Raw genomic sequence first — 13820 nt, forward strand, 5'->3', positions numbered from 1 at the left:
CCTTGCTGGCTGTGCAAGAATCATCGGCTGCCCCTGAGAAAGCTACCCATGCCACGCCTCACCTTTTCGCACACTGAGTGCCACTGATGGCCCTCGACATCCTGCATCTGCGCTTGGAAGACTGGCGCGCGGAATTCGGCGTGGGCGACCTGCAGCGCGGCCAGGGCTATGCCGCGCAAGGCCGCAGCCGTCTGCTCAGCCTCAAAGACAGTACCCTGCTCGCGAGCTGCCGGGGCTCTGGCGCACAAACCTATCAGCAACGCATCACCCTAAATCACTACGGTCAGGGCTGGGCTGTCAGCGGCAAGTGCAGCTGCCCGGTGGGCTTCAACTGCAAGCATGTCGCCAGCGCCCTACTCACCCTGCAAAGCCAGCAGGAGCAAGGCGTCGACCTCTCGCCGCTGATCGTCAGCAGCCCAGAGGCCCGCGAAGAGCGCCTGGAGCACCTGCAACCCAGCCCCGTGCTGAGCCTTGGCAGCCTGGTGCGCGTGCATTTCGATGCGCGCAAGGGCCGCATGCAGGAACAAACCCAGCACCGCGCCGCGTTGGCCTTCGATTACCAGGGTTACCTGGCCTCGGGCAAAAGCGGCAAAGACCTGTTGATCAAACAAAGTCCCACCCACAGCCTGCGCATCGTGCGTGACCTCGACGCTGAAGCGCAGCTGCGCAAACGCCTGCAACAGACCGGCATGCAGGTGTCACTCAGGCAAAGCGAAGCCCTGCCGGAAAGCGCCGGCGAAGCCTATGAGCAAGCCAATGAAGCCGCCTGGCTGCTGTTTGTCCGTGAGCAACTGCCGCTGCTGCGCGAGGAAGGCTGGCTGATCCGCATGCAGCCGGACTTTCAATACAACCTGGCGCAGGTCGATGACTGGTACGCCGAGGTCGAAGAAGACCCCGAGCAAACCTGGTTTGACCTGGAGCTGGGCATTGAGGTCGAAGGTCAGCGCATCAGCCTGTTGCCGATTCTGCTGCAGGCCATCCGCCATAAGCCCTGGCTGCTCAATGGCGAAGCCCTGAACAAGCGCGATGACGATGAAATGCTGCTGGTCAGCCTGCCGCATAACCACAAACGCGTGGCCTTGCCGCTGGCCCGGCTAAAGCCGTTGCTGGCCACCCTTGGCGAATTGTTCGTGCGCGAGCCCGGTGAATCCAGCCAACGCCTGCGCCTGTCACGCCTGGATGCCGCACGGCTGAATCACCTAACAGAAGGCCCCGCTTTAAGCTGGCAAGGCGGTGACCAGGTGCGCGACTTCGCCCAACGCCTGCAACAGCTGGACAGCGCCACCCTGCAGCCACCCGCAGGTTTGCAGGCGGAGCTACGGCCTTACCAATTACAAGGCCTGGCCTGGATGCAGGGGCTGGCCGAGCTGAGTGTGGGCGGCCTGCTGGCCGATGACATGGGCCTAGGCAAAACCCTGCAGACCCTCGGGCATATCCTCTGCGAGTACAACGCCGGGCGCATGCAGCAACCGGCGCTGATCGTCATGCCCACCAGCCTGATCCCCAACTGGCAGGATGAAGCCGCGCGCTTCACCCCGCAGCTCAAGGTGCTGGCATTGCACGGGCCAAAGCGCCGTGCGCTGTTCAAGCAGATCGCCGAACATCACATCATTCTCACCACTTACGCCCTGCTGCCGCGCGACCTCAAGGCGCTGAGCGCACACAGCTATCGCCTGCTGATTCTCGATGAAGCGCAGAACATCAAAAATCCGCGTAGCAAAGCCGCCATTGCCGCCGGGCAACTGCAAGCCGGGCAGCGCCTGTGTCTGACCGGTACGCCGCTGGAAAATCACCTCGGCGAACTGTGGTCGCTGTTCAACTTCCTCATGCCCGGCTGGCTCGGCGACAGTAAAAGTTTTACCCGCGACTACCGTACGCCGATTGAGAAGAACGCCAACGAACAGCGCCTGGCGCACCTCAATGGGCGTATCAAACCCTTTATCCTGCGGCGTACCAAGGAGCAGGTGGCCAGCGAGCTGCCGCCGAAAACCGAGATCACCCAGTGGGTCGAACTCAGCGCGGCGCAGCGCGACCGCTACGAAACCCTGCGCCTGGCCATGGATAAAAAGGTGCGCGACGAAATCGCCCGTCAGGGCTTAGCACGTAGCCAGATCGTAATTCTCGAAGCGCTGCTGCGCCTGCGCCAGGCCTGCTGTGACCTGCGCCTGCTCGGTGACGAAGGTGACAGCAACCTGACCAGTGCCGACTCAGGCAAACTCAGCGGCCTGCTCGAAATGCTCGACGAGCTGTTCGCCGAGGGCCGGCGAGTGCTGCTGTTCTCGCAGTTCACCTCGATGCTGGCGCTGATCGAAGCCGAACTAAAGACCCGCAACATCCCCTACGCCAAGCTCACTGGCAGCACCCAGGACCGGCGCACCCCGGTGCAACAGTTCCAGGCCGGCGAACTGCCGATCTTCCTGATCAGCCTGAAAGCCGGCGGCGCGGGCCTGAACCTGACCGCCGCCGACACCGTGATCCACTTCGACCCTTGGTGGAACCCGGCCGCCGAAGCCCAGGCCAGTGACCGCGCCTACCGCATTGGCCAGGACAAACCGGTGTTCGTTTACAAGCTGATCGCCCGCGGCAGCGTCGAAGAAAAGATCCAACACCTGCAACAGGCCAAGGCAAACCTGGCCCGCGGCGTGCTGGCAGGCGGCAGCCAGACTCAGCTGCAGCTCAGCGAAGATGACCTGCAGGCGCTGTTTGCCCCGCTAAGCCCCTGAGTAAAACCACTCAGTCGTCACTCTGGGTGTCGTCCTTTTCCGCCGCATCATCGGCCGGGTTGGATTGCTTGCGCGACCCGCCAGCCTGCACCGCAGGGAAGCGTGAGGAGGCGTAACGCACCACAAAAATCGCCAGCGCCAGCAATAGAATCGCCCCGGACACCATGACCACGCCTATATCGGGTTTGTGGTTGTGCGAGATGTCGGAAATCATCAGACGGGTCAGCGCGGTAATCGCCACGTAGATCATGAAGCGAATCGGCATGTGGTTGGTCTTGAAGTAGATCCCCACCATCGCCGCCAATTCCAGGTAGATAAACAGCAGCAGGATGTCATCGACGGTGATGTGGCCCTTGTCCAGCATGCCGAGAAAGGCCATCACCGCGGCCCAGGCAGTCACTGCACCAATGGCAAACAGCGCCAGGTAATGGAACGCCTCCATCAACAGATTACCCAGCGATTCCGCCTGCCCATGCAGGCGCTCGCGCATCTGCTCGGCCCAGTTTGACTTGCCCATACAACCCCCTTGAATCCAACAAACGATAAATGGCCAGCCATGCGCACCGCCTCTGACGCGCGCGCATGGAACTGCAGTAGAAGAAGCTTTATGCCGGTTAAAAAGCACGCGCAACAGCTATGCCGGCCCGCCGCAGCATGCCGAATTAATAGTTTTTGCATACTGGCATGACACGATCTGGCTATTGGACAAGCTGAGCCAGACAGGCCATAAGCACTGCTTAACCCGCGCCGGCGACTCAATCGCTCGCGCGCTGATCATTACAGGAGATCACCCATGGCTCTACCGCTATCGCTCGTTCGCCAGACACTGCGCGCCGCTGCCGTCATCAGCTGCACGGCCCTCACCGCGCTGATCCCCCTAAGCGCCAGTGCCGCTCCGGTAGCCAAGCAGCAGACTCAGGTACCGGGTTACTACCGCATGGCCCTGGGTGACTTTGAAGTCACTGCACTCTATGACGGCTACATCGACCTCGATAACAAACTTCTCAAGGGCGCCAGTGCAGAAGACGTACAAAGCCTACTGACAAAAATGTTTATCGACTCCAGCAATGGCGTACAAACCGCGGTCAATGCCTATTTGATCAACACCGGCACTCAGCTGCTGCTGATCGATACAGGCGCCGCCCAATGCTTCGGCCCCACACTCGGCGTGGTGCAGAGCAACCTAAAAGCTTCGGGTTACAGCCCGGAGCAGGTCGACAGTGTGCTGCTCACGCACCTGCACCCTGACCATGCGTGCGGCCTGCTCACCACTGACGGTAAGGCGGCGTACCCCAACGCCACGGTGTATGTACCGCAAACCGAAGCCGACTACTGGCTCAGTGCTGAAACCGCCAGCCAAGCGCCCGAAGCCTCACGCGGGATGTTCACCATGTCGCAGCAGTCGGTCGCCCCCTACGCCGCCCAACAGCGCCTGAAACGCTACAGCCCCGATAGCCAACTGTTCGACGGGCTTAGCGTGGTACCGAGCAATGGCCACACCCCGGGGCACAGTTCCTACCTGCTCAGTTCAAAGAACCAGAGCCTGCTGGTGTGGGGCGATATTGTGCACAGCCATGCCGTGCAGTTCGCCAAACCAGAAGTGGTTATCGAATTCGACTCAGACCAGGCCAAAGCCGTGGAAACCCGCAAGAAGCTCTTTGCTGAGGCCGCACGCGACAAGCTCTGGGTAGCCGGAGCACACATGCCCTTCCCAGGGATTGGCCATGTTCGCAGCGAAGGCAGTGCTTATGCCTGGGTACCGGTCGAGTTTGGCCCAATTCGCAGCGATCGCTAAGCTAACGCATCCAGCCAGCGGCCTGCCCACTCGACAGGCTAGCTGGGAGTCAGCAAGCAGCGGCGCATGGGTGAGCCGGTATCGGCAAGGAAATTGCTGCTGTTCAAATGCCAGCGAGTTCTTTATGCTCGCAACCACTGTACAGATAAACAGTCTATTGCAACTTATCAGCGTGAAGGCGTAGAGGTGATGAATGGCCGTCGAAGTGGTGTACCGCAGCAGCCGGGATTTGGAGCGTTTATTCATGGATAAAGCCGAAGCCGACCGTCATGACAAAATGCTCGAACTGGCTGAGCTGCTCACCGAGGTGCTGCAAAAAGCCGTGCCGTCGCTGAATGAAGCCCAGGGCGAAGAGCTGGGAATTTACATGGCGAAGAACCGCGATGTGTTCGCCAAGGCTTTCAAAAACCAGCCTGACGCCTTGAGTGAACTGAACGCGCCCGCTGCCGAGTAGCGCGCAAGGTGGTCAGCAAAACCCCAGTCAATGACTGGGGTTTTGTGTTTCTAGCCAATACTAACTGCAGCGCGGAAGGCGTTTTAGTGGCGAGATTTAATCGCCGGTTTAGCCGTACAGCAACCGCTCGGCAATGGCATCGGCGACTCTTGCCGGTGAGCGTTTATCGGCCTGGGCATGGCCGAAGATTTCCGTCAGGCGCCGGCTGATTTGCGTCAGGTGTGCGGTGATCGCCACCAGGCTTTCACCTTGGTGCTTCAGCGCCACGTAGATCAGGCCACCTGCATTGATCACATAATCCGGCGCATAGAGAATCCCCCGTGCCTGCAAGCTGTCGGAGATATCAGCACTGGCCAGCTGGTTGTTCGCCGCCCCCGCCACCGCCGAGCAGCGCAGTTGGCTGACTGTTGTGTGGTTCAGCACACCGCCAAGCCCACAGGGCGCGAGGATGTCGCACGGGGTTGCGAGCAAGGCTTCGCTGGCCACCGGCCGCGCGCCCAGCTGCTCAACCGCCAGTAGCACGCGCCCAGGGTCGAGATCACTGACCAGCAACTCGGCACCGGCGGCGTGCAGTTGCTCAGCCAAGGCATAACCCACATTGCCCAAACCCTGAATGGCCACGCGTAAACCTTCCAAGTTGTCACTGCCGAGGCGCGCCAACGCAGTGGCGCGAATACCGGCAAACACGCCCATGGCGGTGTGCGGCGAAGGGTCGCCCTCGGCCGTGGTGCTGGTGACGTGCTGGGTGTGTTGCGCAATGCAGTCCATATCGACACTAGAGGTACCGCTGTCCATGGCGGTGATGTAGCGGCCGTTGAGGGTTTCGATAAACCGGCCGAAGGCTTCAAACAGTGCCCCGCGATTCTCGACATGCGCAGGGCGAATGATCACCGCCTTGCCGCCGCCCTGCTGCAGGCCGGCTAATGCCGCCTTGTAGCTCATGCCCTTGGCCAGACGCAGCACATCTTCAATCGCACTGTGCGTGTCTGCGTAGGGTAGATAACGGCAGCCACCGAGCGCGGGGCCCAGGCGGCTGTTGTGAATGGCAATAATGGCCTGCAGACCGGTCAGCGGGTCCACGGCGAAGTGCAACGACTCCAGCCGGGCGGTTTCCATCAGGGCGAACATGCTGGTGCTCCCGTACTGATTTGCAAATCAGTATAGGCACCGGCGCTGCCGGCACCCTCCCGGCGGTCAGTTGCCGCAGAACGCTCGCTACACCTGTGGTTGCAACAATCCGCTGGACGAAGCGCCAGCACTTGACTACAAACCCAGAGACACCGGGAGATTGTCATGGACCCACGCACTGCCTGCCTTGCCTGCTTGGAGCAACAACCGCCTGCGCTGTTCGAGGCGGCATTGTGGATCGCCGTGGAGCATCAGCCCCACCTGTACCCGGCTGACCTGCTGCGCCAGGTCGACAGCCTGCAACAGCACATCGCTCAAGGCTTGCCCAATCTGCCGGCCAAGGAGCTGGCGCAATCGTTGTTGCGCCGGCTGACTGAGCTGAACTTCCACGAAGATGACGAGCAGCCGCTTCGGCCACAAGCAGCCTTGGTTAATCTGCTACTGCAGCGTCGCCGTGGCCAACCGCTCACCCTCGCCTTGCTCGCACTGGAGCTGGCCAGACGTTTGGAGATTCCCCTGCAAGGGGTGAACTTCCCTGGGCACTTTCTGCTGCGCGTACCGGGCGCCGATCACCTGCTGGACCCGTGCAGCGGTCGCCGCCTGTATACCCGCGATTGCCGCGAGTTGCTGCAACGCCAGTACGGCCCGCACACCGAGTTGAGCGCCAGCCACCTGCTGCCTTGTGACGCCCGCAGCATGTTGCAGCGCCTGTCGCGCAATCTACGCCGCCTGCATCAACAGGCCGATGAGCCGCTGGCTGCATTGCGCGATGCCGAGCGCGTGCTGCTTCTGGGTACAGCCAACCTGCATGACCACCTGGCCCGCGCGGATATTTATCAACAGTTGGATTGCCCGCAGGGTGAGCGCTTCGACCTGCAGTACGCGCTGCTGCTCTGTGATGAACCGGCACAGCGCCTGCAGCTCAGCCAGCGTTTACGCTTGCTTAGCGCCAGCCCGGCGCTGCACTGAATCAGAAGTAACCCAGCGCCTTGGCTTTGGCCACCGCCTGCGTGCGCCGCGACACGCCCAATTTGCCGTTGATCCGCCGCGCATGGGTCTTAACCGTGTGCAGTGAGATAAACAGTTGCTCGGCCACCTCTTGATTCGAACAGCCCTGCGCGATCAAGCGCAGCACGGCCAACTCACGCTGGCTCAGAGCATTGGCCGCTGATGACGGCGCGTTAGGCGTGTCACCTGGCGACGGGGCGACCGTGAACCACAGGCAGTGATAATCCAAGCGCCGGCGCAGTGCCTGTGCACTTTCACGCGCCTGCTCGGCCGCCGCTTTATCATCAAAAAGTGCACAGGCCTGGGCATAGCCCAGCCAAACTTCACTGGCGAGTGCCTGCCGCCCCTGCCCCAGGCTTTGCGCCAACAGCTGTTGCAGCGCATCACGTACATCCTTGCCCTGCTGCAGATCCAAATGCAGCAATAACAGCTGCAACCGCGGAATCAGTTCAGGGAAGTTGGGCGTTGGCAGAATCGCCTTAACCTTCTGCTCATAAGCCAGAACCCTGCCCACCGCCATACGCGCCCGCTCATAGTGACCTTGAGCAACCCACAAATGGCTGCTGGCCAGCAGCAGGGTGCCGCGGTAGAGGGTTTCACTGACATGTTGGCGTTGCATCAGGCGCTCAGCCTCGCCTAAATGCGCAAAAGCGCCGGCAAAATCACCCTGCCCCATGGCTAACTCAGCCAGGCCGAGATAACCGTGAAACGCGCCTGGATCACCGCAATTGAGCGCCTGCTCCAGGCCACTGGCAAACCCTGCAGCGGCCTCACGCAGCCGCCCCTGGCGTAACTGCACACGAGCCAAACGCAACTGCAACCGCGCCAGTACGGGAGTCTTTTGCAGTGCCGCTGGCTGGGTTGCCGTCAGCACCCGCTGGAGCAGCGTCTCCGCACGGGCAAACTCGCCGCGGGCTTCCAACAACAAGGCATGGTCCAGCTCCAGCAAAGCCTCAAACACGGCATTGTCGTGCAAGCGTGCCTGCTTCAACGCCTCGAAACTAAGCTTTTGCGCCAGCTCCAGATCGCCCCGGCCAATCGCCACCAGGGTCAATGCCGAGCGGCACAGCAACGACTGTGACCAGGCGCTTTCCGGCAACCCCTGCAAGGCCTCAAGCAGATGACTGCGGGCAGTCACCGCACACACCCGACCGTAGGCGATGATTCCCTGGATTGCCTGCCAGTGGGCAAACAACTCACGGGTACGCGGGCCGTCGCTGCGTGGCTGAAACTTGGCCAGTTGATCAATACAGACCTGCGCCTCATCCAGGCGCCCGACCAGCAGCAAGACCCAGGCATTCAGCAGAATAAGTCGCGGCGTGCTGCTCAACAGACTCTCCGGCAACTCGCTGCGCCAGCGCAAAATCAGCGCCAAATCCTGACCTTGCAGCACCTGCTCTTCGGTAAAACGCTCAAGAAAACTACTGGCCACCTCCGGCTGACCGGCCAGCAGCGCATGCTCTACCGCTGCACGAATATCCCCCTGGCTGGCAAACCACTGACTCGCATACACATGTAGCGCGCCATAGGGCACGCCCGCTGTCTGCCGCTGCAACAGCGTGGCCAAGGGCGTGAACAGCACAAACCACCCCTTGGCCGCCTCAAGCTCCTGAATAAACAGGCCACGCTCAATCAGCTGACGCAGCCAGTCCGCCCCTCGCCCACACCGAAGAGGTGATCACACAGCGCTAGGTTGAAACAGGGCAGCTGGGCCAGTTGGTAGAGCATCTGCAGCAGCTCATGCGGTAAATCATGCAGGACCTCGCGCTCGACGTACTCGGCCAGCAGGTGATCATGCTCCGCATCCAGCGGTGCATCCACCTCGGCATGCTCGGCTTGAGCGGCCAACAGACGCAGACGCAAGGCCGCCGGCCAGCCCTGGGTCAGCCCGTGCAGTTCATGCACCCAGGCGCTGCGGGCCGGGTCTAGTTGCTGCAGCCAACCTGCTACCTCGGCGTCGGTAAACGACAGATCCGTCGCGCCCAGTTCAAGCAGCTCGCCCTCCAACAACAAGCGCGACAGGTTACAGGCCGGGCGACGACGACTGCCCAGCCACCAGCAGACGCCAGCGGGCGTCACCGTGAGTAATTGATTGAGAAAGTCATCCAGGGCGCTGTCAGGCCGTGCGGGGTAATCATTGAGCATGATCCACAGCGGCCGCGACTCCTGCGCGAGCGCCGCAAGCATGTCATCAGCGGTCAGAGGCGCGGGGTAATCAAGCAGCTTGCCCAGTTGCTGAGTGAGGTGATCGACCGGCATGCCATCAGCGCCGCAGTTGAGCCAAATCAGCTGAAAGCCCTGCGGGCATTCGCGGGCGCAGTCGGCGAGCAATACGGTCTTGCCGAAGCCTGCTGGGGCGATCAGCAATCGCAGCCGGCAGTCTTGCGCGAGTAAGCGTTGCTGCAGGGCGAATCGGCGAATATGGCCTGGGGGTGGGCGCTTGACGCTGCCGCAGGAAGACGCAGCGACGCTCAGCGAGAAAGGCGCTAATGCGTTCATGGCGGCTCGTTTTATTGTTCTAGCGTAACCGGGTCATCGCAGGCTAAACCTCAAGCTGCGAGGCTTAAAGCGCTATAACAGCACGTGATAGCAGGCGATAAAAAAAGCGGCCCGCAGGCCGCTCAATCACGGAGTAGCTGTTGTTGCCTGACGGTTTAGCGCACGCCGGAGCTGCGCAGGGCAGCCGGTGTGTAGTCAGCCGCCGAGGCTTTGAAGCCGAAGTTATAAGACGACTTTTCTTCGTTTTTCATGCCCAGGGCCAAATAACGACCGGCCACCAAGTCATACAGCGCTTCAAGGGTGTAGCCCGGCACCTGATGGTTGAAGTACTGCTGCGCATGGCCTTCGGCAACACGCCAGAGCTGGCCACGGCCGTCGTAATGATCAACCAGGGCGATCTGCCAGCTGTCTTCGTCGACATACATATGGCGCTTGGCATAGATGTGCCGCTCGCCGCTCTTCAGCGTCGCCACCACTTCCCAAACCCGGTGCAGCTCATAACGGGTCAGGTCCTGATTGATGTGCCCGGCCTTGATAACGTCATCGTATTTCAGCGCCGGCGAATCAAGCTTGTAGCTGTTGTAGGGAATGTACATTTCCTTTTTGCCGACCAGCTGCCAGTCGTAACGATCCGGCGCCCCGGAGAATAGGTCGAAGTTGTCTGCCGTACGCATACCGTCAGCGGCGGTACCCGGGCCGTCGTAGGCCACCTGCGGCGCGCGGCGCACGCGACGCTGACCTGCGTTGTAGATCCACGCCAGGCGCGGTTCTTTAACTTGGTCGATGGTCTCGTGAACCAGCAACACGTTACCGGCCAGGCGTGATGGCGCGGTCACCCGCTGCTTGAAATACAGCAGCACGTTGCTGCCCTTGGCCGGATCAAGGTCAGGCATGTCTGCCGGAAAGGCCACCTCATCCTCGAACTTCACCAAACTGTAAGAGCCATTGGTCTGGGGTGTGGCCTGGGTAACCACTCGGCGGGTGTTACCGCCCCGGTAACGGGTGATGTGGTTCCAGACCACCTCAACGCCAGTCTTGGGAATCGGGAAGGCGTAATAACGACTGGCATTAAAGTTCTGCAGACCGTTACCCCCATCGACCGGCGTGGTATTCAGCGCACTGGTTTTGGCTGCCGCACCAATGGCGGCGGGTACCGCCGTGGTGCGATGCGTGGGGTAAACCGGGATTTTGTAGCTGTCTGCGTAGCGCTCAAGCATGGCCAGTTGGCCGGCTGACAGTTTGTCTTTGTATTGCGCGGCATTGGCGGCGGTAATGGTGAACAAGGGTTGCTCGCTGGCAAACGGGTCCGCGAGAAACCCTTTGCCATCGACCGCGGCGGCGCTGGTGGAAAGGCCGCCATCCCAGACCGGAATACTGCCATCGGCATTACCGGCCATTTCCCCACCCAGTGGCGTCAGGCTGGCGCCCAGTTGGGCGGCTTCTTGCTCGGAGACTGCGGCCATCACACTGCTGGCTAACAAAGTCAGCGCCAGCGCTCCAGCTTGCAGGATTCTTGTGTTTTTCATTGTGTACGGATCCTTTTGCACTGCGTTGATCAGAAGTTCACACCAAAACTCAGGGCGACAAAGTCACGGTCGACGTTGGTGTTGTAATCACCACCAAAGAAGTCGGTGTAGCTGAGGCTGGCGTTATAGGTGTTCTGGTAGTCGGCGTTCAGGCCGAGGCTCACCGCCTTAGTGCCTTCACTGAAGTTCGGCCCGTAACCATCGACGTCATGCGACCAGGCGATACTCGGCGTCAGGTTGATCCCGGCGAAGACGTTGCTGTAATCGGCGCTGGCGCGCAGGCGGTAGCCCCAGGAACTGCTGGTGAAAAAGCCATCGTCATTACACTGATCAGGATTGGCGGTATTGAGCCCCCCAGTACAGGTTGCATTCGCGGCTAGCTCACCGAGGCCATAGACCGGATCACGGCCGAAGCGCAGCTCACCCACATCATCACTGATGCCGCTGACATGGTTGTAACCCACCTCGCCAAGCACCGTCAGGCGGCTCGCGCCGAGCACTCGGTCAAAGAATTGCACAGCTGTCACCTGTGCCTGGGTTACAGGCTTACGGACATAACCGGGAATTTCTTCGCCGGCGACATTGCGCGCATGGCCGCTGGTGAATACAGGCGAATTGGGCAGCCCGAGCGAGCCGAATGTCAGGTCAGTGGAGTTAATCGAGATCGGCATATTGGGCCGGTAGCTCAGTTCACCGGACAATGCAGTTCCATTGACGTTGGTCTGGAAGCTCACGCCATAGAGGCGAATATCCTCGGGGTATTCAAGAAAGTAACGGGCATTCGGCGCGCCGGGGATGAGGGCCGCCGACGGCGTGGTGGTGCGCACAAAACTGCCGCTCGGGGTACGGCTGTGATAGTTCATGGCATACAGACCGAACTCGGTGTCATTCAGCGACTCAGCGAACCAGCGCAGAGCTACGCCGAACTGGCCACTGTCGCGCGCATCACGGTCGCCACCGCGTGGAACAAAAATAGGGTTACCCGGGGCTCCGGTATTGTTTGAAACGCCAGGCGCTGCATCAGCACCAAACACCGCAAGGCGGTCGTTACAGCCATCCGCCGCGGTATCGCTGGGCGCGAAGAACGTGCCGCAGTTATCGATAACCGTCTGATCCCACTCCAGTTGGTAAAACGCCTCCATGCTCAAGCTGTCAGTCAGGCTCTGTGACACGTAGAGCATGTTGACCGGAATCAAACCCTCCTTGATCTCAGCCCCTGGTCGGCGAAAAGCCGCCGCGTCCACCGGGTTGATCGAGTTGATCGAGTTCTGAATAAAGGTACTTTCACCCCAGCTGACCACTTGCTTACCCACCCGCACACTGCCCGGCATGCTGCCCAGGCTGTAGTTGTGGTAGATGAAGGCATCCAGAATTTCCGCGCCAGAGGCCTGCGCCGCTGTCTTGCGGTTGCTGTCGTCAATGTCGTAGAGCAGACGGCTTTCATCCTTGGTTTCGAAGTCGTACCAATACTTGCCGCGGATAAACACACCGGTATCGCCGTACTTGAGTTCAAGGTCGTGAATACCCTTGAAAATCTTCGAGAAGGTTTCGCCCTTCTTGAAGTTCAGACGCCCATCATCGTTCGTTTGAGAGGATGCCTTGCCGCCATTACGCGTACCGATAAAGTCCGGGTCGGCACCGCGTACGCTCCAACTGGCCCCCACAGAAAGGGATGAGTCGAACTGCCCTTCGACCTCACCAATATTGAACGTTACGGCCTGGACAGGCGCGACACAGCCAATAGCGATGGCAACAGCCAATACGCTGGGCTGGAAGATGGCATGTCTTGTTGTTGTTCTCATGCGGCTCTCCTGGAAAGCGGGGTTTCGTGTTGAGGCCCCCACGCTACCCAGCCGCCTGAAGCCGGATAAGCGCCCGAAAGAGGTATTTGCCCTGTCAGCCAAAAGAGTGAATGACGCTCTAAAAAGCCGACTTACAGAGCCGCCATGAACCATTTCGATTGGGCTGCATAGCCTGGATGAATACCCCGCCGCACCCAGAACCCGTATCGAAACAAGTACAGCGTAATGAAAGCGACACAAACCGCTCCCCCCACGGCGCTAGGGCGCTTGCTGAGCACTTTGCCTACACGCCCAAACCAGCCGTATTGAAATCACTACACACGCAATAAAAGCGGCCCCTGAAAAATAACGCAAGTCATTGTTTTTATTGATAAAAAATAGAATGGCACCTACCTTGCTAGGGTCTTTGCACTTTCCGCCCGTTGCTAAGCACGCGCGTCCAGCACATCGCCCCCAACAGAAAGGGCGAGTCACAACCCTTGAGGAGTTCACATGAGCGAATTGCGTTTTACCGTTGAGCACGAATGGCTGCGTCAGGATGCCGATGGCCTGGTTACCGTGGGCATCACCGCCTATGCCCAGGAAGCCTTGGGTGATGTGGTATTCGTCCAGCTGCCTGAAGCTCAGAGCTACGCTGAAGGCGCAGAAGTGGCTGTGCTGGAATCGGTAAAAGCTGCAAGCAACATCGCCATGCCGCTGGACGGTGAGGTGGTTGAAGTGAATGGCGAGCTAGAATCCAGCCCTGAGCTGGTCAACGAAGATCCCCTGGGTAAAGGTTGGTTCTTCCGTTTCCGTCCGGCCAATGCCAGCGCGGTAGCCGACCTGCTCGATCAGGCCGCCTACGAGCGCCTGCTCAACGCCAATGCTGACGCCTGAGAGATTGCA

Annotated in this window: 10 protein-coding genes and 2 pseudogenes; 5 read left to right on the forward strand and 7 right to left on the reverse strand. The window is 60.3% G+C overall.

Annotation, left to right across the window (positions count from 1 at the left end; all coding sequences use genetic code 11):
• Window positions 1-86: 86 nt before the first annotated feature.
• A complete protein-coding gene (locus ACEPAJ_RS17385) occupies window positions 87-2723 on the forward strand; it encodes a DEAD/DEAH box helicase (protein ID WP_425916528.1) in 2637 nt (878 codons plus the stop codon).
• Between the two features lie 10 nt (window positions 2724-2733).
• On the opposite strand, the gene ACEPAJ_RS17390 is transcribed toward ACEPAJ_RS17385, so the two are convergent.
• Window positions 2734-3240 (reverse strand): phosphate-starvation-inducible protein PsiE, encoded by a 507-nt coding sequence (locus ACEPAJ_RS17390; protein ID WP_425916531.1) that lies wholly within the window; start codon window positions 3238-3240, stop codon window positions 2734-2736.
• Window positions 3241-3516: 276 nt separating this feature from the next.
• Between ACEPAJ_RS17390 and ACEPAJ_RS17395 the strand changes: the two genes are divergently transcribed.
• Complete coding sequence (locus tag ACEPAJ_RS17395) at window positions 3517-4518, forward strand: MBL fold metallo-hydrolase (RefSeq protein WP_425916533.1); 1002 nt, start codon at window positions 3517-3519, stop codon at window positions 4516-4518.
• A 193-nt stretch (window positions 4519-4711) separates the two neighbouring features.
• Complete coding sequence (locus tag ACEPAJ_RS17400) at window positions 4712-4972, forward strand: YebG family protein (RefSeq protein ID WP_274088169.1); 261 nt, start codon at window positions 4712-4714, stop codon at window positions 4970-4972.
• A gap of 108 nt (window positions 4973-5080) precedes the next feature.
• Here the strand turns inward: ACEPAJ_RS17400 and ACEPAJ_RS17405 are convergent, their stop codons facing one another.
• Window positions 5081-6100 carry a Leu/Phe/Val dehydrogenase gene (locus ACEPAJ_RS17405; RefSeq protein WP_425916536.1) on the reverse strand — a complete coding sequence of 340 codons (1020 nt, stop codon included), beginning with the start codon at window positions 6098-6100 and terminating at the stop codon, window positions 5081-5083.
• A gap of 165 nt (window positions 6101-6265) precedes the next feature.
• Here ACEPAJ_RS17405 and ACEPAJ_RS17410 point away from each other — a divergent pair, with 165 nt between their 5' ends.
• On the forward strand, window positions 6266-7069 hold the full coding sequence (locus ACEPAJ_RS17410) for a SirB1 family protein (RefSeq protein WP_425916538.1): 804 nt from the start codon (window positions 6266-6268) through the stop codon (window positions 7067-7069).
• A 1-nt stretch (window position 7070) separates the two neighbouring features.
• Here the strand turns inward: ACEPAJ_RS17410 and ACEPAJ_RS17415 are convergent.
• The 5 genes and pseudogenes from ACEPAJ_RS17415 to ACEPAJ_RS17435 form a co-directional block, all read right to left on the reverse strand.
• Window positions 7071-7256: pseudogene (locus ACEPAJ_RS17415) on the reverse strand (response regulator transcription factor); the annotation flags it as partial.
• Between the two features lie 123 nt (window positions 7257-7379).
• A pseudogene (locus tag ACEPAJ_RS17420) lies at window positions 7380-8690 on the reverse strand (hypothetical protein); the annotation flags it as partial.
• Between the two features lie 50 nt (window positions 8691-8740).
• Window positions 8741-9607, reverse strand: coding sequence for a hypothetical protein (locus tag ACEPAJ_RS17425; protein ID WP_425916540.1), 867 nt, complete (start codon window positions 9605-9607; stop codon window positions 8741-8743).
• 155 nt (window positions 9608-9762) lie between these two features.
• Window positions 9763-11133, reverse strand: coding sequence for a DUF1329 domain-containing protein (locus ACEPAJ_RS17430; protein WP_425916542.1), 1371 nt, complete (start codon window positions 11131-11133; stop codon window positions 9763-9765).
• Window positions 11134-11162: 29 nt separating this feature from the next.
• On the reverse strand, window positions 11163-12935 hold the full coding sequence (locus ACEPAJ_RS17435; protein WP_425916544.1) for a DUF1302 domain-containing protein: 1773 nt from the start codon (window positions 12933-12935) through the stop codon (window positions 11163-11165).
• Window positions 12936-13427: 492 nt separating this feature from the next.
• Between ACEPAJ_RS17435 and gcvH the strand changes: the two genes are divergently transcribed.
• Entirely contained in the window at window positions 13428-13811 is a 384-nt protein-coding gene (gcvH, locus tag ACEPAJ_RS17440; RefSeq protein WP_090380831.1) for a glycine cleavage system protein GcvH, read from the forward strand.
• Window positions 13812-13820 lie beyond the last annotated feature (9 nt).

Source organism: Pseudomonas sp. GWSMS-1, from assembly GCF_049847425.1.
Classification (GTDB): domain Bacteria; phylum Pseudomonadota; class Gammaproteobacteria; order Pseudomonadales; family Pseudomonadaceae; genus Aquipseudomonas.

What these genes read in the sequence shown, in the direction of transcription:
- ACEPAJ_RS17395 (WP_425916533.1), top strand. Translation starts at nt 3,517, where the DNA reads ATGGCTCTACCGCTATCGCTCGTTCGCCAGACACTGCGCGCCGCTGCC.
- ACEPAJ_RS17385 (WP_425916528.1), top strand. Translation starts at nt 87, where the DNA reads ATGGCCCTCGACATCCTGCATCTGCGCTTGGAAGACTGGCGCGCGGAA.
- ACEPAJ_RS17400 (WP_274088169.1), top strand. Translation starts at nt 4,712, where the DNA reads ATGGCCGTCGAAGTGGTGTACCGCAGCAGCCGGGATTTGGAGCGTTTA.
- ACEPAJ_RS17435 (WP_425916544.1), bottom strand. Translation starts at nt 12,935, where the DNA reads ATGAGAACAACAACAAGACATGCCATCTTCCAGCCCAGCGTATTGGCT.
- ACEPAJ_RS17425 (WP_425916540.1), bottom strand. Translation starts at nt 9,607, where the DNA reads ATGAACGCATTAGCGCCTTTCTCGCTGAGCGTCGCTGCGTCTTCCTGC.
- ACEPAJ_RS17405 (WP_425916536.1), bottom strand. Translation starts at nt 6,100, where the DNA reads ATGTTCGCCCTGATGGAAACCGCCCGGCTGGAGTCGTTGCACTTCGCC.
- ACEPAJ_RS17390 (WP_425916531.1), bottom strand. Translation starts at nt 3,240, where the DNA reads ATGGGCAAGTCAAACTGGGCCGAGCAGATGCGCGAGCGCCTGCATGGG.
- ACEPAJ_RS17410 (WP_425916538.1), top strand. Translation starts at nt 6,266, where the DNA reads ATGGACCCACGCACTGCCTGCCTTGCCTGCTTGGAGCAACAACCGCCT.
- gcvH (WP_090380831.1), top strand. Translation starts at nt 13,428, where the DNA reads ATGAGCGAATTGCGTTTTACCGTTGAGCACGAATGGCTGCGTCAGGAT.
- ACEPAJ_RS17430 (WP_425916542.1), bottom strand. Translation starts at nt 11,133, where the DNA reads ATGAAAAACACAAGAATCCTGCAAGCTGGAGCGCTGGCGCTGACTTTG.